At 73.3% G+C, this 20855-nt stretch carries 16 protein-coding genes; 5 read left to right on the top strand and 11 right to left on the bottom strand.

What is annotated here, in order from left to right; translation table 11 throughout:
• From M8C11_RS25875 to M8C11_RS25855, 5 genes are all read right to left on the bottom strand, one after another.
• Positions 1-3663: a SpoIIE family protein phosphatase gene (locus M8C11_RS25875; protein ID WP_252453930.1), complete on the bottom strand. Its 3663-nt coding sequence runs from the start codon at positions 3661-3663 to the stop codon at positions 1-3.
• A gap of 207 nt (positions 3664-3870) precedes the next feature.
• Positions 3871-4581, bottom strand: a complete 711-nt coding sequence (locus tag M8C11_RS25870) for a gamma-glutamyl-gamma-aminobutyrate hydrolase family protein (RefSeq protein WP_252453928.1) — start codon at positions 4579-4581, stop codon at positions 3871-3873.
• Positions 4578-5345 carry a 3-oxoacyl-ACP reductase gene (locus M8C11_RS25865; protein ID WP_252453926.1) on the bottom strand — a complete coding sequence of 256 codons (768 nt, stop codon included), beginning with the start codon at positions 5343-5345 and terminating at the stop codon, positions 4578-4580. The genes M8C11_RS25870 and M8C11_RS25865 overlap by 4 nt, the downstream gene beginning before the upstream one ends.
• Before the next feature lie 5 nt (positions 5346-5350).
• Positions 5351-6697: an aldehyde dehydrogenase gene (locus tag M8C11_RS25860; protein WP_374669158.1), complete on the bottom strand. Its 1347-nt coding sequence runs from the start codon at positions 6695-6697 to the stop codon at positions 5351-5353.
• A gap of 154 nt (positions 6698-6851) precedes the next feature.
• Complete coding sequence (locus M8C11_RS25855) at positions 6852-8216, bottom strand: glutamine synthetase family protein (RefSeq protein WP_305884568.1); 1365 nt, start codon at positions 8214-8216, stop codon at positions 6852-6854.
• An 86-nt stretch (positions 8217-8302) separates the two neighbouring features.
• Between M8C11_RS25855 and M8C11_RS25850 the strand changes: the two genes are divergently transcribed.
• On the top strand, positions 8303-9481 hold the full coding sequence (locus M8C11_RS25850) for a sorbosone dehydrogenase family protein (RefSeq protein WP_252453924.1): 1179 nt from the start codon (positions 8303-8305) through the stop codon (positions 9479-9481).
• A 29-nt stretch (positions 9482-9510) separates the two neighbouring features.
• On the opposite strand, the gene M8C11_RS25845 is transcribed toward M8C11_RS25850, so the two are convergent.
• The 6 genes from M8C11_RS25845 to pcaF all read right to left on the bottom strand — a co-directional run bounded on the left by M8C11_RS25845 (position 9511) and on the right by pcaF (position 16559).
• The gene (locus tag M8C11_RS25845) at positions 9511-9888 is read right to left on the bottom strand and encodes a nuclear transport factor 2 family protein (protein ID WP_252453923.1); all 378 of its coding nucleotides are present in this window, start codon (positions 9886-9888) and stop codon (positions 9511-9513) included.
• Positions 9889-9917: 29 nt separating this feature from the next.
• Entirely contained in the window at positions 9918-11492 is a 1575-nt protein-coding gene (locus tag M8C11_RS25840; RefSeq protein WP_194799766.1) for an amino acid permease, read from the bottom strand.
• Between the two features lie 261 nt (positions 11493-11753).
• Positions 11754-12254 carry a DUF456 domain-containing protein gene (locus M8C11_RS25835; RefSeq protein WP_120571132.1) on the bottom strand — a complete coding sequence of 167 codons (501 nt, stop codon included), beginning with the start codon at positions 12252-12254 and terminating at the stop codon, positions 11754-11756.
• A gap of 9 nt (positions 12255-12263) precedes the next feature.
• Complete coding sequence (locus M8C11_RS25830; protein ID WP_252453922.1) at positions 12264-14414, bottom strand: bifunctional diguanylate cyclase/phosphodiesterase; 2151 nt, start codon at positions 14412-14414, stop codon at positions 12264-12266.
• 4 nt (positions 14415-14418) lie between these two features.
• The gene (locus tag M8C11_RS25825) at positions 14419-15237 is read right to left on the bottom strand and encodes an SAM-dependent methyltransferase (protein ID WP_116504735.1); all 819 of its coding nucleotides are present in this window, start codon (positions 15235-15237) and stop codon (positions 14419-14421) included.
• Between the two features lie 116 nt (positions 15238-15353).
• Positions 15354-16559, bottom strand: coding sequence for a 3-oxoadipyl-CoA thiolase (pcaF, locus tag M8C11_RS25820; RefSeq protein WP_252453921.1), 1206 nt, complete (start codon positions 16557-16559; stop codon positions 15354-15356).
• Positions 16560-16658: 99 nt separating this feature from the next.
• Between pcaF and M8C11_RS25815 the strand changes: the two genes are divergently transcribed.
• The 4 genes from M8C11_RS25815 (at position 16659) to M8C11_RS25800 (ending at position 20837) form a co-directional block, all read left to right on the top strand.
• Complete coding sequence (locus tag M8C11_RS25815) at positions 16659-17624, top strand: glutathione S-transferase family protein (protein WP_120571136.1); 966 nt, start codon at positions 16659-16661, stop codon at positions 17622-17624.
• Positions 17617-18285, top strand: coding sequence for a DUF998 domain-containing protein (locus tag M8C11_RS25810; RefSeq protein WP_252453920.1), 669 nt, complete (start codon positions 17617-17619; stop codon positions 18283-18285). Before M8C11_RS25815 ends, M8C11_RS25810 begins: the two co-directional genes overlap by 8 nt.
• A gap of 136 nt (positions 18286-18421) precedes the next feature.
• Positions 18422-19702, top strand: a complete 1281-nt coding sequence (locus tag M8C11_RS25805; protein ID WP_181373726.1) for a dicarboxylate/amino acid:cation symporter — start codon at positions 18422-18424, stop codon at positions 19700-19702.
• 67 nt (positions 19703-19769) lie between these two features.
• Positions 19770-20837 (top strand): NADH:flavin oxidoreductase/NADH oxidase, encoded by a 1068-nt coding sequence (locus M8C11_RS25800; protein WP_252453919.1) that lies wholly within the window; start codon positions 19770-19772, stop codon positions 20835-20837.
• Positions 20838-20855 lie beyond the last annotated feature (18 nt).

Below are 20855 nucleotides of genomic sequence, written 5' to 3'. Positions count from 1 at the left end.
CTAGTCGGCCAGGCGGCGGCGCAGGGTCAGCTCGGTGCCCGCCTCGGTGCGGGTCACGTTCATCTCCCCCAACGCCTGGATCAGCGCCAGCCCGCGTCCCCGGAAGCTCGACCCGCTCGACTCCCGCCACCGCCCGGTGTCCCGGATGGTCGCGGTGACCGTACGGTCGGCGATCGTCACCTCGACCTCGATCGTCGGGTCCACCGGGTCGATCGGGTGCTCGATCGCGTTCGCCGCCGCCTCGGACACCGCCACGGTCAGGTCGAACAGGTCGGTCTCGCCGACGTGGTGGGCGACGAGGAAGTCCTCCAGCCGCTTGCGCAGCACACTGAGCCGGGTCGGGTCGGCGGGCAGGCGCAGCGCAAACCGGTTCAGTTCGGCCGCCTCCAGCGCGAGCACCGCCACGTCGTCGTGCCGGGACCGCTCGGCGACCCGTGCCATGACGGCGTCGACGAGGTCCGCCACGTGCCCGGCGCGCGCCGTCGCGTCCGCCCGCAACTGGCTCAGCCCGGCGTCGATGCCAGCGGTCCGGTCCTCGATCAGGCCGTCGGTGTAGAGCAGGAGCCGGCTGCCCGGGGCGAGTTCGCCTTCGACGGCCGGGTAGACGGCGCCGGGAATCGCCCCGATCGGCGGTCCGAGGGCCCGATCGTGCAGGAACGCCACGTCGTCTCCTCGGATCAGCAGGGGTGAGGGATGGCCCGCGCTGGCGTACCGGATGCGGCCGGTGCGCGGGGAGAAGCCGAGGCAGACCACTGTGGCGAAGGAGCCGCTGCCGGCGGAGTGGACCAGCCGGTTGAGCCGGGTCAGCGCCTCGCCCGGGTCGTAGCCCTCCAGGACGTACGCCCGCAGCGCGTTGCGGAGCTGGCCCATCGCCGCGGCGGCCCGCACGCCCTTGCCGACCACGTCGCCGATGACCAGCACCAGGTCGTCGTCGGCGGTGGCCATCACGTCGTACCAGTCGCCGCCGACCTCCACGTCGGCGCTGCCGGGCAGGTAGCGGCTGGCCACCACCGCGCCGGGCAACTGCGGCAGCGTACGCGGCAGCAGGCTGTGCTGGAGCGTGGTGGCGATGTGGTGCTCGGCCTCGTAGAGCTGGGCGTTCTCCAGCCGTACGCCGATCAGCCGGGCCAGTTCGGTGAGCGCCGCCTCCTCGGTGCCGCCGCCCTCCCGGCGCCACACCCGCAGCTCGCCGAGCTGCTCGCCGGACGTGCCGGTGAGCGGCAGCACCACTGTCGGCTCGGCGGGCAGGTCGCCGCCGGCGTCCTCCTCGTGGCGGGCCCCGGTGGCGGTGACCCGGACGCGTCCGGCCTCGGCCAGGCGCAACGCGTGCCGGGCGGCCACCCGGACCACCTCGGCGGTGGACCGGGCGGTGTTGATCTCCACGGCGGCGTCGGCGAGTGCCCGCAGGCGGCGGATGATCTGCCCGCGCAACTGGCCCAGTTCGACGTTGGCCCGGACCCGGGCCACCAGCTCCTGACTGGAGAAGGGCTTGGTCAGGTAGTCGTCGGCGCCGGTGGACAGACCGGCGACCTCCTCGGCGGCACCGGCCCGCGCGGAGAGCAGCACGATCGGCACGTACCGGGTGGCCGGGTCGGAACGCAACGCGGTGACCAGCCCGAATCCGTCCAGCCGGGGCATCATCACGTCGGTCAGCACCAGGTCGAACGGGGTCTGGACGGCCAGCCGCAGCGCCTCCGCGCCGTCCGGCACGGCCACCACCTCGTACGCCGGGGAGAGCAGCCGGACGACGTGCTCGCGCAGGTCGGGGTTGTCGTCGGCGAACAGGATCCGGCCCGCGCCGCCGGTCGTGCCGTTCGGCTCGGGCAGCCCGACGGGCCGGGCCACCTCGTCGGTCCAGAGCGCAGTCTCGGCGACGTACAGGCGGGCCTGCGCCGGCTCACCCAGCGGCATCGGGGAGAGGGCGGACACCCGGTCGGCGGGCAGGTGCGCGTACCCGAAGGGCATGGTCACCGTGAAGGTGGTGCCCCGGTCGACGACGCTGTGCGCGGTCACCGTGCCGCCGTGCATCTCGACCAGCTCGCGGACCAGGGCGAGCCCGATGCCGGTGCCCTCGTGGGTACGGGAGCGGGCGCCGGCCACCCGGTGGAACCGCTCGAAGACCTGCGGCAGTTCCTCCGGCGCGATGCCGACGCCGGTGTCGGTGACCTCCAGCACGGCGGCCCCGTCGGCGGCACGCGTCCGGACCCGGATCTCGCCGTCGAAGGTGAACTTGACCGCGTTCGACACCAGGTTGAGGACGATCTTCTCCCACATGTCCCGGTCGACGTAGACCGGCGCGGGCAGCGGCGGGCAGTCCACCACCAGGCGCAGCCCGGCCCGTTCGGTGGCCGAGCGGAACGTGCTGGCCAGCCGGGAGGTGTAGTCGGACAGGTCGGTGGGCTGGTAGCGGGCGGCCAGCCGGCCGGACTCCAGCCGGGAGAAGTCGAGCACCGTGTTGACCAGCTTGAGCAGGCGCAGCCCGTTACGGTGCATGACGGTGAGCCGGTCGAGGTACCGCTCGGGCAGCTCCCGGTCGGCGAGCAGTTCCTCCAGCGGCCCGAGGACCAGCGTGAGCGGGGTACGGAACTCGTGGCTGACGTTGGCGAAGAAGCTGGTCTTGGCGCGGTCCAGCGCGGCCAGCTCGGCGGCGCGGGCGCGTTCCTGCTCGTACGCCCGCTGCTTGCCCACCGCCCGGGACACCTGCGCGGCGACCAGGTCGACGAAGTCGCGGTAGTCGTCGGTGAACGGCAGCCGCCGGGACACCCCGAGCAGCAGCGCGCCGGCCGGCTCGTTCGTGGCGGTCAGCGGCAGCAGGAGCGCCTGGCCGGCGGCGTCCGGCGGCACGTCGCCCGGCAGGTCGGCGGTGGCGATCCAGCGCGGCTCGGTGAACGGCTCGCCCTCGGGCAGGCCGGGCGGCGGGCCGGCGACGGTGGCCGGATCCACGCCGGAGCAGCCGCCCGGCACGAGTGTGCCGCGCTCGTCGGCGAACCACAGCGCGCTGAACGGCACGTCGGCGCGGTGGGCGTCGAGCACCCGGGTGACGGCCTGGCCCAGTTCGAGCATGCCGGGTACATCGCCCAGCTCGTTGCCCAGCTCGGCGAGGGCGCGCAGCCGGCGCTCGCCGAGCACCCGGCCGGTGGTCTCGTTGACGAAGCAGAACAGACCGCCGACGGTGCCGTCGGCGCTGCGGATCGGGTCGTACGAGACGTCGAAGTAGACGTCCTCCAGGAAACCGTGGCGGTCGAGCACGAAGGGGTGGTTCTCGCCCCGGTACGGCACGCCGGTGCGGCGCACTCCGTCCAGCAGCGGCCCGAGCACGTCCCAGGTCTCCGCCCAGTGCAGCCGGGCGGGCTGCCCGATCACGGCCGGGTGCTTGTCGCCGATGGTCGGCCGGTAGGCGTCGTTGTAGAAGGCCAGGTGCTCCTCGCCCCAGAAGACGACCATCTGGGCGCGGGACGACAGCATCGTGCTCACGGCGTGGCACAGCGCCGCGGGCCAGCGCTCCGGGCTGCCGAGGGCGGTGGTGGACCAGTCGAAGCCGCGCAGCCGGCCGCCCATCTCACCGCCGGCGGCGAACGCCGCGGCGAGCAGCGGCGGTAGTGACGCCTCGCCGGGCGCCGGGAGCGAACGACCGTCGTCCCCGTCCCCGTGGGCCGAGCTCATGCAGCCTCCCGCTCCGGCCATGATCATGACGGCCGGCGATTCTCCGCCGACCGTCCCCGCGTACTACCCCGACGGACGAGCAACGTAACGCACCCGCACCGTTCGACGCTGGTTACCTCCGACTCATCCTGGCGTAACAGGCGGTCCGGGGCGACTCGGGCGGTCCTCGCCGGGTCGGCGGGACCGCCGATTCGGCCTTTCCCCCACCTACGAAACGCGGGTGTGTGATCTGGCCGACATCGCGGCCCGGACCAGCGCGGCCACCGGCCGCGGGTCGGCCTCGTTCTCCGGATGCCACTGCACCCCGAGCACGAAGCGCCGCGCCGGGTCCTCCACCGCCTCGATCACCCCGTCGTCGGCCCAGCCGGTCACCGCCAGGCCGCCGGGGTCGGCCACCGCCTGATGGTGGTACGAGTTGACCCGGTCCACCCCGGCCATGACCCGCCCGGTCAGGCTGTCCGGGGCGAAGCGCACCAGGTGCGACCCGTACACGCCCGGCGCGGGACGGTGCCCGTCGTGCCCGACCACGTCCGGCAGGTGCTGGTGCAGCACGCCGCCGTACGCCACCGCGAGCAGTTGCATGCCCCGGCACACGCCCAGCACCGGCAGGTCGGCGGCGAGCGCCGCGGTCAGCAGCGTCACCTCCCCGGCGTCGCGGTCCGGCCGGCTCTCGGTACGCGGGTCCGGCGGCTCGCCGTACCGCTCCGGGCCGACGTCCGCGCCGCCGGCCAGCAGCAGCCCGTCCAGCAGCCCCAGCACGTCCGCGTCGGCGTCGTCAGGGGGCAGCACCACGGCCCGGCCGCCCGCCGCGGTGACCGCCCGGACGTACGCGTGCGGCACGAGCGTCGCCGGCACGTCCCGCCACACCGCCCAGCCGGCCGGCTCGACGTACGCGGTGATGCCGATGACCGGCCTCATAGTGGGGTGACGTAGGCGCCGGTGATGCCGCCGTCGACGACGAACTGCGCGGCGGTCATGAACGAGGCGTCGTCGCTGGCGAGGAACGCCACCGCGGCGGCGATCTCGGCGGGGTCGCCGAACCGGCCCATCGGCACGTGCACCAGCCGCCGGGCCGCCCGCTCCGGGTCCTTGGCGAACAGCTCCAGCAGCAGCGGCGTGGCCACCGGCCCGGGGCACAGCGCGTTGACCCGGATGCCCTCGCGGGCGAACTGCACGCCCAGCTCCCGGGTCATCGCCAGCACCCCGCCCTTGCTCGCCGTGTACGCGATCTGCGACGTGGCCGCGCCCATCAGCGCCACGAACGAGGCGGTGTTGATGATCGAGCCCTTGCCCTGCCGGCGCATGTGCGGGATGACGTACTTGCAGCACAGGTAGACGCTCGTGGTGTTGACCCGCAGCACCCGCTCCCAGGCGTCCAGGCCGGTCTCCAGGATGGAGTCGTCGTCCGGCGGCGAGATGCCGGCGTTGTGGAACGACACGTCCACCCGGCCGTGCCGCTGCACCACCCCGTCGAACAGGTCGCGGACGGCCGTCTCGTCGGCCACGTCGGCGGCGACGAACTCGCCGTCCACCTCCTGCGCGGCCCGGGTGCCGGCGTCGGCGTCGATGTCCACGCACACCACCCGGGCGCCCTCGGCGGCGAAGCGGCGTACGGTGGCCAGCCCGATGCCGCTGCCCGCGCCGGTCACCACTGCCACCCGGTCGGAAAGCCGTCCCTGCACTGTGATCACTCCTCGGTGCCGATGAACACGTTCTTGACGTCGGTGAAGGCGTGCAGCGCGTCCGGACCCAGCTCCCGGCCCAGGCCGGAGCGTTTCATCCCGCCGAACGGGGTCCAGTAGCGCACCGAGGAGTGCGAGTTGACGCTCAGGTTGCCCGACTCGACGGCGCGGGCCACCCGCACCGCGCGCCCGACGTCCCGGGTCCAGATCGAGCCGGAGAGGCCGTACTCGGTGTCGTTGGCGAGCCGGATCGCGTCCGCCTCGTCGTCGAACGGCAGCACCGAGACGACCGGACCGAAGACCTCCTCCCGCCAGTGCCGGTCCGCCGGGGAGCCGGCGAGCAGCACGGTCGGGGCGTACCAGAAGCCGGGGCCGTCGGGGCAGGAGCCGGTGAAGGCGACGTCCGCGCCGTCGACGTAGCCGGCGACCCGGTCCCGGTGCGCGGCGGAGATCAGCGGGCCCATCTCGGCGCTCTCCCGGGCCGGGTCCTCCACCCGGAACGCCCGGACGGCCGGTTCGAGCAGTTCCAGGAACTTGTCGTACGCCTGGCGCTGGACCAGGATCCGGGAGCGGGCGCAGCAGTCCTGGCCGGCGTTGTCGAAGACCGCGTACGGCGCGGTGGCCGCCGCCTTCTCCAGGTCCGCGTCGGCGAAGACGATGTTCGCGGACTTGCCGCCCAGCTCCAGCGTCACCCGCTTCACCTGGGCCGCGCAGCCGGCCATGATCCGGGTGCCGACCTCGGTCGAGCCGGTGAAGCAGATCTTGCGGACGGCCGGGTGGGTGACGAACCGTTCGCCGACCACGCTGCCCCGGCCGGGCAGCACTGTGAACACGCCGTCGGGCAGGCCGGCGTCGCGGGCCAGTTCGGCCAGGCGCAGCGCGGTGAGCGGAGTCAGCTCGGCGGGCTTGAGCACCACCGTGTTGCCGGCGGCGAGCGCCGGGGCGAATCCCCAGCCGGCGATCGGCATCGGGAAGTTCCACGGCACGATCACGCCGACCACGCCCAGCGGCTCGTGGAACGTGACGTCGAGCCCGCCGGGCACCGGGATCTGGTGTCCGGTCAGCCGTTCCGGCGCGCCCGCGTAGTAGTCGAGCACGTCGCGGACGTTGCCCGCCTCCCAGCGCGCGTTGCCGACGGTGTGCCCGGCGTTGCGCACCTCCAGCTGGGCCAACTCCTCCAGGTGCGCGTCGACAGCGGCCGCGAACCGCCGCAGCAGCCGCCCCCGATCCCCCGGCGCCACCCGACGCCACGACTCGAACGCGGCACCCGCCCGCGCAACAGCCGCATCCACGTCCGCAACGGAGCATCCCGGAACGACCCCGATCCCCGCTCCGTCAACCGGCGAGATCACCTCACCCACGCGTCCCCCTCCCTGTCACCCTCACCTCGGCGATCTTGCAGTTGCTGCCCCGACGAAAGCCGCATAGCGCCCGCGCCGGGGGCCGCAAGTGCAAGATCGACGTCGACAGCGGGGCGCGACGGGGGGCACGAGGGAGGGGGCGGGGTCAGAGGCGTTCGAAGCCACGGGTCAGCTCCCAGTCGGTCACCGCGGCGTCGAAGGCGGTCAGCTCGACCTTCGCCTGGTTGGCGTAGTGGGCCGCCACCTCGTCGCCGAACGCCGCCCGGGCCACCTCCGAGCGCTGCCACAGCTCCAGCGCGTCGCGCAGCGTGGTGGGCACCCGCTCGGCGTCCGGGTCGTCGTACGCGTTGCCGGTGCACTCCTCCGCCAGCTCCAGCTCGTTCTCGATGCCGTGCACCGCCCCGGCCACCAGCGCGGCGATCGCCAGGTACGGGTTGACGTCGGCCCCCGGCACCCGGTTCTCCACCCGCATCCCCTGCCCGTGCCCGACCAGCCGCAGCGCGCAGGTGCGGTTGTCGGTGCCCCAGCGCAGCGCGGTCGGCGCGAACGAGCCGGGCTGGTAGCGCTTGTAGGAGTTGATGTTCGGCGCGAAGAACAGGCTGAACTCGCGCATGGTGGCGAGCAGCCCGGCCAGCACCCGCTGCCCGGTGACGCTCAGGTGCGCCGGACCGTCACCCAGCATCGCCGACGAGCCGGAGGCGTCGCGCAGCGAGAAGTGGATGTGGCAGGAGTTGCCCTCCCGCTCGTTCGGCTTGGCCATGAACGTGATCGACATGCCCTCCTGGGCGGCGATCTCCTTCGCGCCGTTCTTGTAGATGACGTGGTGGTCGGCGCAGCGCACCGCCTCGTCGTACCGGAAGGCGATCTCGTGCTGGCCGAGGTTGCACTCGCCCTTCGCGCTCTCCGGGGTGAGCCCGGCGCCGGCCATCTCGGTGCGGATGCGGCGCAGCAGCGGCTCGACCCGGGCGGTGCCGAGCAGCGAGTAGTCCACGTTGTACTGGTTGGCCGGGGTCAGGTCGCGGTAGCCGCGCCGCCACGCCTCCTCGTACGAGTCGCGGTAGAGCACGAACTCCAACTCGGTGCCGGCGTACGCGGTCAGCCCGTACGCGGCCAGCCGGTCGAGCTGCCTGCGCAGGATCTGCCGGGGCGAGGCGACCACCGGGCCGGAGCCGTCCAGCCACTCCAGGTCGGCCAGCAGCAGCGCGGACCCGGGCTGCCAGGGCGTCCGGCGCAGCGTGTCCAGGTCGGGGCGCATGGCGAGGTCGCCGTAGCCGCGTTCCCAGCTCGACATCGCGTACCCGTCGACGGTGTTCATGTCGACGTCCACGGCGAGCAGGTAGTTGCAGCCCTCGCTGCCGTTCGTGACGACCTGGTCGAGGAAGTAGGGCGCGTGGAACCGCTTGCCCTGCAGTCGGCCCTGCATGTCGGTGAGGGCGAGCACCACCGTGTCGATCTCACCCTCGGTGACGGCGACCCGCAACTGTTCCAGCGAGAGCGGCGTTTGCTTCATCAGGGGCCTCCATCACCAAGGTCTACTGGCAAACCGGATCACCGTCAATGCCCCGGCGGGGCCGGTGGCGAAACCGAGGAGCACACATGCGTCGTCGTACCGTCGCGGTCGTCGCCGCCGTCCTCGCGATCGTGCTCGCCGTGACCGACGCCCACGCGGGCGACCGGCCCACCGGCGAGCGACCCGCGGACGGCCCGGACCGGCCGGTCCCCGCGGGCGCGCAGCAGCGCCCGGTCGCGCTCGACCTGCGCGGCTTCGACGGGCTTGCCGGCTGGTCCGGCTACGACCTGACCCGCCCTCGCGTCGTCGCGACCGGGCTGGAGGCGCCGTGGGGGCTGGACTTCCTGCCCGACGGCAGCGCCCTGGTCGCGCAGCGGGACCGGGGGACGATCCTGCGCGTACGCCCGGGACGCCCGGCCCGGCAGGTGGCCCGGATCGCCGACGTGGCCGCGGGCGGCGAGGCGGGCCTGCTCGGGCTCGCGGTCTCCCCCGGGTACCGCCGGGACCGGTGGGTCTACGCCGCCTACACCACCGCGACCGACATCCGGATCGTCCGGTTCCGCCTCGGCTCGTCCCGGGCGCCGCAGGTGCTGGTCAGCGGCATCGCCCGCAGCGCCGTGCACGACGGCGGCCGGATCGCGTTCGGCCCCGACGGCATGCTGTACGCCGGGATCGGCGACGCCGGGGTGGCCACCCGCGCACAGGATCTGACCAGCCGCAACGGCAAGATCCTGCGCATCCGCCCGGACGGCGGCGTGCCGCCGGGCAACCCGTTCCCCGGCTCGCTCGTCTACAGCTACGGCCATCGCAACGTGCAGGGCCTCGCCTGGGACCGGCAGGGGCGGCTGTTCGCCACCGAGTTCGGGCAGAGCACCTGGGACGAGGTGAACCGGATCGTGCCCGGCGGCAACTACGGCTGGCCGCTCGTCGAGGGCGTCGCCGGTGACCCCCGGTTCCGCGACCCGGTCGTCGTCTGGCCGCCCGCGCAGGCGTCCCCGAGCGGCGCCGCGTTCACCAGGGGCACGCTCTACGTCGCCGCGCTGCGCGGCGCCCGGCTCTGGACGGTGCCCGTCGACCCCGCCGGCCGCGTGGGCGTACCGGTGGCGGAGCTGGCCGGCACCTACGGCCGCCTGCGTACCGTCGAGGTGGCCCCGGACGGCGCGCTGTGGGTGGCGACCAGCAACCGCGACGGCCGCGGCACCCCGGCGGCCGGCGACGACCGCATCCTCCGCTTCCCGCTCACCCACCGCCGCCCCACGATCTGACCCCGGAGGTACGCGGACAGCCGGCGGCGTCAGATCGGCTGGACCCAGGCGGATCGCCACTGCGGGGACGGGTCCGCGCCGAGGCTCGTCCAGTACTCCCGGCCGTCGACGATCCGCCCGTCACGCACGGTCCAGAACGACGCGACGCGGTGCACGCCCATCTCCTCGTGCGGCACCTCCACCTCGGACACCACCGTGTCGCCGGACGCCACCACCCGCAGCACCCGGATGGACCAGCCCTCCGGGTACTCGGCGTTGACCTTCACGTAGTTGTCGCGGCCCACGATCCGCTCGGCGCTGACCGGCCACTCCACCACCACGTCGTCGGCCAGCACCTCGCCGACGCCGCTCCAGTCCCGGGCCTGCATGCGATCCCACAACGCGCGTACCACCGCTTCCGCCTCCATGGCCGGATCATGGCAGGCCCCACCGACAGCTACGACGGCTCGGCGGGCTCCGGCTCCGGTTCGGCCTGGTCGACGGTGCGGCGCGGGCCGGTGAACCACTTGCGGGCCGAGGCGTACCACCAGATGGCGACGCCGAGCAGCACGCCACCGATCGCGATCGGCGCGTAGTTCACAGCCGTCCAACTGAAGTCGGGGTTGCCGGGCACACCCGCCGGGACGATCGGCAGCACGAAGTAGACCGAGATGACGGCGATCTCGACCACCGCGATCCAGCCGAGCAGTTTGTAGCGCCGGCCGAGCGTCCACGGGCCCGGGGTGAACCGGTCGCCCATCCGCAGCCGCAGGAAGATCGGGATGATGAAGGACAGGTACAGCCCGATCACCGCGACCGACACCACCGCGTAGAACGCGACCGGGATGCCGCCGCGCTGGTAGAGGGCGGGCAGCGTGAGCACCAGCCCGGCCAGCGTCGCGCCGATGATGGCGTTGACCGGCGTGCCGTTTCGGTTCACCTTCGACCACAGCCGCCAGCCCGGCACCGCGCGGTCCCGGCTGAACGCGTACGCCATCCGCGACATCGAGGTCACGCAGCTCATGCCGCAGAAGAACTGCCCGATGGTGGAGATGATGATGACGGCCTTGAAGAAGAACGGCGTCAGCGCGCTCTCGAAGATCGCCCCGGAGAAGCCGCCCGCCTCGTTGATCGCGTCCACGTCGGTGGCCGCGAACAGGAACGCCAGCAGCAGGATCCAGCCGCCCACCGCCGAGTAGAAGATCGACCGCCACAGCCCCTGCGCGGCGGCCTTGGAGGCGCCCCGGGTCTCCTCGGAGACGTGCGCGCAGGCGTCGAAGCCGGTGATCGTGTACTGCGTGAGCAGGAAGCCCAGCGGCAGCACGTAGAACCAGAACGCCAGCCCGCCGGTGTCGCCGTCACCGAAGCCGGAGTTGTTGAACCGCTCGGTGAACACGAACTGGAAGCTCTGGTGGTTGTCCGGAACCAGGACCAGGATCAGCACCACGGCGGCCGCGCCCGCCACGTGCCACCAGACCGAGACGTTCTGGAGTACGTCGATGATCCGGTGCCCGTAGATGTTGATCAGCCCGTGCAGCGCGAGGATCACCACGAACAGCCCGAACGTCTGGTGCCCGGTGCCGGCCCAGCCGTCGAACAGCGCCGACAGCGTCAGGTTGAGGAACGTGGCGCAGCCGTAGTCGACCGACGCGGTCACCGCGACCAGCCCGATCAGGTTGAGCCAGCCGGTGAACCAGCCGTGCACCGGCCGGCCCATGGTCGCCGCCCACCAGTAGATCCCGCCCGCGGTCGGGTACGCGGACACCAGCTCGGCCAGGCAGAAGCCGATGATCAGGATGAACAGCGAGATCAGCGGCCAGCCCCAGGAGATCGCCACCGGGCCGCCGTTGTTCCACGCCTGGCCGAACGTGGTGAAGCAGCCGGCCAGGATCGAGATGATGGAGAACGAGATCGCGAAGTTGGAGAAGCCGCTCCACTTGCGGCGCAGCTCCTGTTTGTAGCCGAGTTCGGCGAGTCGTCGGGCGTCGTCGTCCATCGGCTGCTCGGCGGTCGGCGCGGGCGTCGTGGCCACTGCACACCTCCTCGAGGCGATCCTCGTGCGAGTGCTCGCAGTGTGCTCCCGGCCGATCAAGGTGGTCAATACGTGCGGCGGTAATTGCGTTGTCGCCGGATCCCACCGGGGGCATCATTGTGGGCGTGACCAGGCCCGACCCGACGGGCCGGCACCGGGCGCTCGGCAACGCCCGGTCCGCGGCGGCGCGCGGCGTCCACCTCTCTCTCACTGATGTACGGCGATCGGCCGTACCCTCCGGACGCCCCGCGCCGCCGCACCCTAGACGAACAGCAACCCCGCGACCCACAGCGCGGCGATCATCAGGCCGGCGGTGAACTCCAGGACCATCGACAACCCGGCCGCCTTGAGCGCCTGCACCGTGGCCGGCCAGGCCAGCCGGGTGTCGCCCAGCCGCAGCCGTTCCGCGCCGAAGATCCCGCCGACGAAGCCGATCGGCAGCCCGATCACCGGGATCACGAAGAAGCCGACCACGCCGAGCAGCCCGCCGGCCAGCAGCGAGGTGGTGGGCACGCCGGTCCGCTTCAGGTTGCGCCCGGGCCAGAGGTACTTGAGTACGGTGCCGCCGGCGGCGATCACCGTGGCGGCGGCCAGCACCGCCCAGCGGCCCGGCCCGGCGTCGCCGAACAGCGTCCACACCAGCACGCCGCCCCAGCACAGCGGCAGTGCCGGCAGCCCCGGCACGATCACCCCGGCCAGGCCGGCGACGATCGCCAGCGCGGCGACCACCGACACCACCGCCTGTGAATCGGTAAGGCTCACCGTGTTCTCCTACCCGCCCAGCCGGGCGCGGATGCCGTCGGCGGGCATCGGGGCGCCGAACAGCCGGCCCTGCCCGGTGTCGCACCGCAGCGCCCGCAACCGTTCGGCCTGCACCTCGGTCTCCACCACCTCGGCCGTCACCGACAGCTCCAGCGCGTGCGCCAGCCGGACCAGCGCGTCCACGATCCGCTCGTCCCGGTGGTCGGCGACCGCGTCCGCGCCGTCACCCCGTATCCCCTCGACGAACGGGCCGGCCAGCTTCACGCAGTGGATCGGCAGCCGCCGCAGGTACGCGAGGTTCGAGTAGCCGGTGCCGAAGTCGTCGATGGCCAGCCGCAGCCCGAGCCCGGCGAGCTGGTGCAGCGTCCGCAGCGGCTCGCCGGCGCTGCCCATGACGGCGCTCTCGGTCAGCTCCAGCTGCAACAGCTCGGCCGGCAGGCCGGTGTGCTGCAACGCCTCGGCCACCGTCTCCACGATGGCCGGGTCGTCGGCCTGCCGGGCGGCCAGGTTGACGCTGACCACCGGCGTGGTGTCCGGGTACGCGCGCCGCCACGACTCGGCGTCGCGGCACGCCTGACGCAGCACCCAGGCGCCGAGCCGGACGATCAGGCCGGTCTCCTCGGCCAGCCCGATGAACCGGTCCGGCCCGATCAGCCCCAGTTCCGGGTGCTGCCAGCGCACCAGCGCCTCGACCGCCACCATCGTCTCGTCCAGCAGCGACACGATCGGCTGGTAGTGCAGCACGAACTCGCCCCGGTCCAGCGCGGCGGGCAGGTTGGCGGCCAGCGCGGAGCGGGCGATGTCGGCGGCGCTGCGCTCCGGGTCGTACACCGCCCAGCGTCCCCGGCCCTCCGCCTTGGCCCAGTAGAGCGTGGTGTCGGCGGCCTTCATCAGGTCACCGACGCTCGTCTCCGCCGCCGGACACTCCACGATGCCGATGCTCGCCGACACGGCGAGCTGCTGGTCGCCGACGTGCACCGGCGCGGACACCGCGGCCAGGGCCAGCTCGGCGACCTCCACCGCGTCGTCGATGCCGCCGTCGGAGTCGACCAGGATCACGAACTCGTCACCGCCCATCCGGGCCACCAGGTGACCCCGCCCGGCCACGCAGTCGCTGAGCCGGCGGGCGATCACCTTGAGCAGCCGGTCGCCCAGGTCGTGGCCGAGGCTGTCGTTCACCGCCTTGAAGCCGTCCAGGTCGATGAAGCAGAGCCCGACGCGCTGGTCCGGGCCGGCACCGTCGAAGACCTCGCCGAGCGACTCGAAGAACAGCGTCCGGTTGGGCAGGCCGGTCAGCGGGTCGTGCAGCGCCTGGAAACGCAGCCGCTGCTGCAACTCGTACCGCTGGGTGATGTCCTCCACCATGGCGACGGTGAACCGGGGCCGGCCGTCGTCGTGCCGGATCAGCGAGACCGCGAGGTCGGTCCAGACCACGCTGCCGTCCTTGCGGTAGTAGCGCTTCTCCACCCGGGCGCTGTCCCGCTTGCCCTCGATCAACTCCTTGTACAGCTCCCACATCCCGGCCGCGTCGTCGGCATAGGCCAGCGCCGACACGTTCATCCGCCGCATCTCCGCGACGGTGTAGCCGAGCATGTCCGCGAAGGACTGGTTGACCTCGATGATCTGCCCGTCCACACCGGCGATGCCGATGCCGATGGCGGCGCCGGTGAAGACCGCCCGGAAACGCGCCTCGCTGTCCCGCAGCGCCTGCTCGACGGTGTCGCGGGCCTGCCACGCGGACCGGGCGATCCGCTCCTGCTGGCTGAAGACCCGGTCGCGCAGCGCGCGGGCGAACCCGGCGGCGAACGCGCCCTGGAGCAGCGCGACCCGCTCGCGCAACTCCGGCGACTCGGTCCGCGACGGCAGCACCCAGGGCAGGAACCGGTCGCCCAGTGCCTGCACCGACCAGTCGAGCACGCCGGGCTCGGTGAGGTGCGCCTCGACCAGGGCGCGCCCCACCTCCTCCGCGGGGCGGGCGGAGAAGGCGGGGGCCAGCAGGGCCTCGCCGAGCCGCTCGGTGAGCGGCGCCAGCAGGCGCTCGGTCTCGGCCGCGCTCAGCGGCACGAACCCGATGCGGCGCACCGCGCGAGCCCACTCGGCGGCGTACGCGGCGGCGCCGGGCCGGCTGACGTCTCCCCCGTCGCTGTCCGGGGCGCGCATGGGCTCAGCCGGCTGTGCGGTCGTGCCGGGCGACGCCGCCGAAGGCTCCGAACCGTTCCGGGTGCTCGTCCACGTCCGACGGGGAGTCGGGCCGCCACAGCGGCATGTGCACGACGCCCGGTTCGAGGATCGTCCAGTCGCCGAAGAAGCCGGTGATCTCGGCCCGCGAGCGCAGCGTGATCTCGGTGGCGGTACGCGCCGACAGCCGCTGCGCGTCCAGCATCTCCTGCGGCTGGTCCTCGAACGTGGAGTGGGAGATGACCAGGTAGCTGCCGGGCGCGGCGGCGGCGCGCAGGGTGGCCAGGATGTCGGCCGGGCGGTCGGCGTCGGGCACGAAGTGCACCACGCCGGCCAGCAGGATGCCCAACGGCCGGTCGAAGTCGATCAGGCCGCTGGCGGCGGCGTGGTCCAGGATCAGCTTCGGCTCGCGCAGGTCGGCCAGGACCGCGGTGGCCCGGTCGTTGCCGGCGAGCAGTTCGTGGCTGTGCGCCACGGCCACCGGGTCGATGTCGACGTACACGATCCGGGCGTCCGGGTCGGCGGCCTGGGCGACCTCGTGCACGTTGCCGACGGTGGGGATGCCGGAGCCGATGTCGAGGAACTGGTCGATGCCGGCGTCGAGCAGCACCCGTACGGCTCGCCGCAGGAACTCCCGGCCGGAGCGCATGGTGGCGGCCAGGTTCGGCGTCATGGCCGCGATCTGTTCGGCGAGCTGCCGGTCGATCTCGAAGTTGTGCGCCCCACCGAGGAAGTAGTCGTAGACCCGGGCGGCGCTCGGCCGGCTCAGGTCGATCTCGGTGGGCAGGCTCTCCGGCGTCTGCATCGCTCGGTCCCCCAGGTCGTCGTCCGCCGTCGATGGCGGATCATGTGGTCCAGACCACTCTAGGCCGGTACGGCCGGGTACGGGAGATCCACAGCGGGCGATGCTGCCGGCCCGGGTCAGTCGGCCGATTCCAGCAGCAGCGAGATGCCCTGCCCGACGCCGATGCACATGGTGGCGAGCGCCCGCCGGCCGCCCCGGCGGCGCAGTTCCAGCGCGGCGGTCAGCGCCAGCCGGGCGCCGCTGGCACCGAGCGGGTGCCCCAGCGCGATCGCCCCGCCGCCTGGGTTGACGTGCTCGGCGTCCTCCGGCAGGCCCAGCTCGCGCAGCACCGCCACCGACTGCGCGGCGAACGCCTCGTTCAGCTCGATCACGTCCACGTCGCCCAGCGACAGGCCCGTCCGGTCGAGCAGCTTCCGGGTCGCCGGGACCGGGCCGATGCCCATGATCCGCGGCGGTACGCCTGCCGACGCGGCACCGCGTACCCGGGCCAGCGGGGTGAGGCCGTAGCGTTCGACGGCGGCCTCGGAGGCGACGAGCAGCGCGACGGCGCCGTCGTTGACGCCGGAGGAGTTCCCGGCGGTGACAGTGCCGCCCTCGCGGAACGGGGTGGGCAGCGCGGCCAGCTTCGCAAGCGACGTCTCGCGCGGGTGCTCGTCGGCCTCGACCAGCTTCGTCTCCCGCTTGCCGGCGGGCACCGTCACCGGGACGATCTCCTCGGCCAGCCGGCCGTCGGCCTGCGCCTTGGCGGCCCGCTGCTGCGACCGGTACGCGAAGGCGTCCTGCGCGGCCCGGTCCACGCCGAACTCGGCCGCCACGTTCTCCGCCGTCTCCGGCATCGAGTCGATGCCCCAGCCCTTGCGCATCAGCGGGTTGACCAGCCGCCAGCCGATCGTGGTGTCGTACACCTCGGCGGTGCGGGCGAACGGCGTGGCCGCCTTCGGCATGACGAACGGCGCGCGGCTCATGCTCTCCACACCGCCGGCCACCACCAGGTCGGCCTCCCCGGCGACGATCGCGCGGGCGGCGGAGGCGAGCGCGTCCAGGCCGGAGCCGCAGAGCCGGTTGACGGTGCTGCCCGGCACCTCCTCCGGCAGGCCGCCGAGCAGCGCGGCCATCCGGGCCACGTTGCGGTTGTCCTCGCCGGCCTGGTTGGCGCAGCCCAGGATCACGTCGTCGGTGCGGGTCCAGTCGACCGACGGGTGGCGGGCCACCAGCTCGCGGACGACGTGCGCGGCCAGGTCGTCGGGGCGGACCCCGGCCAGCGCGCCGGCGTACCGGCCGATCGGGGTGCGGACTCCGGCAACGAGATAGGCCACTGTCATCGCGCGTACGTCCTTCGGGGGGTGGGAAGGGGTCGGTCGGCGGGTCGCGGGGGTACCCGGCGCCAGGATATCCGTGACCGGAGCGGATAGGTTTGCCGCATGTCCGGGGCCCAGTTCAGCGCAGAGACCAGCGGCGGCGGCGCGTTCGTCCGCCAGCCCAACCGGTTCACCGGCCGGGTCACCCCGCACTCCACCTCACCGGAGGGCGGCGGGCCGGACGAGGCGGGGCGCTGGCCGCTGGAGGCGGGCCGGTACCGGCTGATCTGGTGCCGGGCCTGCCCGTGGGCGCACCGGGCCCGGATCGTGCGCGGCCTGCTCGGGCTGGACGAGGTGATCTCGCTGGGCACCGTCGACCCGATCCGCGACGAGCGGGGCTGGCGGTTCGCGCTCGACCCGGACGGCTTCGACCCGGTGCTCGGCATCGGCTTCCTCTCCGAGGCGTACCTGTCCACCGACAGGGACTACACCGGCCGGGTGACGGTGCCGGCGCTCGTGGACACGCTCACCGGACGGGTGGTCACCAACGACTACCCGCAGCTCACGCTCGACTTCTCGACCGAGTGGCGGCGGTTCCACGCACCGGACGCGCCGGATCTCTACCCGGTCGAGCTGCGCCCGGAGATGGACGCGCTGATGGCGGAGATCCACCGGGACGTCAACAACGGCGTCTACCGGTGCGGCTTCGCCACCTCCCAGGAGGCGTACGACGAGGCGTTCACCGCGCTGTTCGCCCGCCTCGACGCGCTCAGCGAGCGGCTGGCCGGGCGGCGCTACCTGATGGGCGACACGATCACCGAGGCGGACGTGCGCCTGTTCACCACGCTGGTGCGCTTCGACGTGGCGTACCACGGGCACTTCAAGTGCAACCGGCGCAAGCTCACCGAGATGCCGGTGCTCTGGGCGTACGCGCGGGACCTGTTCCAGACGCCGGGCTTCGGCGAGACGGTGGACTTCGACCACATCAAGCGGCACTACTACGCCACCCACGACATGATCAACCCGACCCGGATCGTGCCGCTGGGCCCGGACCTGTCCGGCTGGACCACCCCGCACGGACGTGGCTGAGGGCACAGCCCGCCGGATCGCCGCCGCGTTCGCCACCGTCTGCCTGGCCGCCGGCGTGGCCGCGGTGACGGTCGCGGTGATCGCCGGTCCCGGTCCCGGACCCATCGCGTACGTGAGCGAAGCGGGCATCGCCGACAGCGGGTACGCCGGGGCGTACCGGATGGGAATCTTCTCGGTGGCCGCGTCGCTGCTGCTGCTCGCCGGGGCGCTGCCGCCGGGGGTGCGGGCGGCGGCCGGGCTGCTCGGCGTCGGCGCGGTCGCCACGGTGCTCTCCGGCGCTGTCACGTGCAGCGAGGGCTGCCCGCTGCCGCCGTTCGAGGCGACCACGGTGGCCGACCTGGTGCACGGCGGGGCGAGCATCACGGCGACCGCCGCGGTGGTGCTCGCGATGCTCGTGCTGCTGTTCTCCCCGGCGGCGGACCGGGGGCTGCGGCGGATCGCCGCGGTCGGCGCGGCGGTGGCGCTGCCGGTGGCCGCCGTAGTAGCGGCGGCGCTGCTGCTGGTCGGCCGCAGCGCGCTGCTCGGGGTGTCGGAACGGGTGCTGCTGGTCGTGGTCGCCGCCTGGGGACTGGTCACCTCCGGCTACCTGGCTGTAAGGAGCCTCACCGGCGACGGTCCTTCCGTTCCGGCGCCGGAGAGGAGTAACGTGTCGCGACGATGACCAATGTCTGGTGCCTCACCGAGCGCCTGTACGTCGATCTCCGGCGGCAGGCCAGCGGCGTCTGTCCGGCGTAGTTCCACGCCCCGACGCCCGCCTTCCCTCTCCAGACCTTGGATTCGTCCTCATGACCTCCGCCCTGCGCAGAATCCCCTTCTCCGTCCAGATCCTGCTCGGCCTCGTGCTCGGCGTGGCGCTCGGTTTCCTCGCCCGCGCCGCCGACCTCGCCTGGCTGACCAGCACGCTCGACACCGTCGGCGGCCTCTTCGTCCAGCTGCTCAAGCTGGCAGTGCCGCCGCTGGTCTTCACCGCCATCGTGGTCAGCGTGGTCAGCCTGCGCGGCGTCGCCAACGCCGCCCGGCTCGCCGTCAAGACGCTGCTCTGGTTCGCCGTCACCGCGCTGATCGCGGTGAGCATCGGCATCGGCCTCGGCCTGCTCACCGACCCCGGCCGGGGCGTCAACCTGGACCCGGCCGGCGCCACCGCGCCGAAGACCACCGGCTCCTGGATCGACTTCCTCACCGGCATCGTCCCGACCAACCCGGTCGGCGCGTTCGTCGAGGGCAACGTCCTGCAGATCGTCTTCCTCGCCCTGGTGGTGGGTGCCGCCGCACTGCTGGTCGGCGACGCCGCCGAGCCGTTCGTGTCGCTCAACCGCTCGCTGCTGTCGATCGTGCAGAAGGCGCTGTGGTGGGTCATCCGGCTCGCCCCGATCGGCACGCTCGGCCTGATCGGCAATGCCGTCGCCTCGTACGGCTGGGACCTGCTCGCCCCGCTCGCGAAGTTCACCACGGCCGTCTACGTCGGCTGCGCGCTGGTGCTGTTCGTGGTCTACCCGGTGCTGCTCGCGGTGGCCGGCAAGCTCAACCCGCTGCGCTTCTTCGCCGGCGCCTGGCCCGCCATCGAGCTGGCCTTCGTCTCCCGCTCCTCGGTGGGCACCATGCCGGTGACCCAGCGCTCGGTCGAGCGCCTCGGCGTCCCCCGCGAGTACGCCTCCTTCGCGGTGCCGTTCGGCGCCACCACGAAGATGGACGGCTGCGCCGCCATCTACCCGGCGCTCGCCGCGATCTTCGTGGCGCAGGTGTTCGGCGTGAACCTGGGCGTCACCGACTACCTGCTCATCGCGTTCGTCTCGGTGGTCGGCTCGGCCGCGACCGCCGGCCTGACCGGCGCGATCGTCATGCTCACGCTGACCCTGAGCACGCTGGGCCTGCCGCTGGCCGGAGCCGGTCTGCTGCTCGCCATCGACCCGATCCTGGACATGATCCGTACCGCCACGAACGTGGCCGGGCAGGCCGTCGTGCCGACCATCGTGGCCGCCCGGGAGGGCACGCTCGACCGGGCCGCGTACGACTCGGCCGGCAAGCGCGACCTGATCGAGCCGGTCGAGACCGAGCGGCTCGACCCCGTACCCGCCTGATCCACACTCCGACGGGTGCGTCTCCCACAAGGAGGCGCACCCGTCGCCCTGACCGGAGGATCCGAGAATGAGCGCCCTGTTCACCCCGCTCGCCCTGCGCGGCGTCACCCTGCCCAACCGGATCGCGCTGGCGCCCATGTGCCAGTACAGCGCCGGACCCGACGGCCTGCCCACCGACTGGCACCGCGTGCACCTCGGTTCCCGCGCGGTCGGCGGGGCCGGCCTGGTGATCACCGAGGCGACGGCGGTGGTGCCCGAGGGCCGGATCAGCCCGCAGGACACCGGCCTCTGGTCCGGCGCGCACGTCGACGCGTGGCGTCCGATCACCGCGTTCGTCGCCGGTCAGGGCGCGGTGCCGGCCGTGCAGCTCGCGCACGCCGGGTTCAAGGCGTCCACGTACCGGCCGTGGGCGCCGGCGCGCGGCGGTGTGCCGGACGCCGAGGGCGGCTGGACCCCCGTGGGCCCGGGTGACCAGCCGTTCGTCCCGGACTACCGCACCCCCACCGCGCTGGACGAGGCGGGCATCGCGGCCGTGGTGGACGCGTTCGCCACCGCCGCCGGACGGGCGCTCGACGCCGGGTTCGCCGCCGTGGAGATCCACGCCGCGCACGGCTACCTGCTGCACGAGTTCCTGTCCCCGCTGACCAACCGGCGCACCGACGGCTGGGGCGGCGACCGGGCCGCCCGGATGCGGCTCACCCTCGACGTGGCCCGCGCGGTACGCGCCACCGTCGGCGAGTCCGTGCCGGTGCTGACCCGGATCTCCGCCACCGACTGGGCCGACGGCGGCTGGACCGTCGAGGACAGCGTGGTGCTCGCCGGGGAACTGGCCGCCGCCGGGGTCGACCTGATCGACACCTCCTCCGGAGGCGCGGCGGTCCAGGCGTCCATCCCGGTCGGACCCGGCTACCAGGTGCCGCTCGCCACCCGGATCCGCCGCGACGCCGGGGTGCCGACCGGTGCCGTGGGCCTGATCGTGGAGCCCGAGCAGGCCGAGCAGATCGTGGCCGGCGGCGAGGCGGACCTGGTGCTGCTGGGCCGGGAACTGCTGCGCGACCCGTACTGGCCGCGCCGCGCCGCCGCCAAGCTGGGCGCCACCCCCACCTGGCCCAACCAGTACACCCGAGCCTTCTAACCCCCCCACCCCCGCCCC

It is taken from the genome of Micromonospora sp. CPM1, assembly GCF_023896895.1.
In the GTDB taxonomy this organism is placed as follows: domain Bacteria; phylum Actinomycetota; class Actinomycetes; order Mycobacteriales; family Micromonosporaceae; genus Micromonospora; species Micromonospora tulbaghiae.
The sequence above is the reverse complement of the archived record's forward strand: the minus strand, read 5'-3'. Positions and strand labels throughout refer to the sequence as shown.

Coding starts and splice junctions, on each gene's coding strand:
- M8C11_RS25855 (WP_305884568.1), bottom strand. CDS start 8,216: ATGAAGCAAACGCCGCTCTCGCTGGAACAGTTGCGGGTCGCCGTCACC.
- M8C11_RS25870 (WP_252453928.1), bottom strand. CDS start 4,581: ATGAGGCCGGTCATCGGCATCACCGCGTACGTCGAGCCGGCCGGCTGG.
- M8C11_RS25850 (WP_252453924.1), top strand. CDS start 8,303: ATGCGTCGTCGTACCGTCGCGGTCGTCGCCGCCGTCCTCGCGATCGTG.
- M8C11_RS25845 (WP_252453923.1), bottom strand. CDS start 9,888: ATGGAGGCGGAAGCGGTGGTACGCGCGTTGTGGGATCGCATGCAGGCC.
- M8C11_RS25815 (WP_120571136.1), top strand. CDS start 16,659: ATGTCCGGGGCCCAGTTCAGCGCAGAGACCAGCGGCGGCGGCGCGTTC.
- M8C11_RS25875 (WP_252453930.1), bottom strand. CDS start 3,663: ATGAGCTCGGCCCACGGGGACGGGGACGACGGTCGTTCGCTCCCGGCG.
- M8C11_RS25825 (WP_116504735.1), bottom strand. CDS start 15,237: ATGCAGACGCCGGAGAGCCTGCCCACCGAGATCGACCTGAGCCGGCCG.
- M8C11_RS25800 (WP_252453919.1), top strand. CDS start 19,770: ATGAGCGCCCTGTTCACCCCGCTCGCCCTGCGCGGCGTCACCCTGCCC.
- pcaF (WP_252453921.1), bottom strand. CDS start 16,559: ATGACAGTGGCCTATCTCGTTGCCGGAGTCCGCACCCCGATCGGCCGG.
- M8C11_RS25830 (WP_252453922.1), bottom strand. CDS start 14,414: ATGCGCGCCCCGGACAGCGACGGGGGAGACGTCAGCCGGCCCGGCGCC.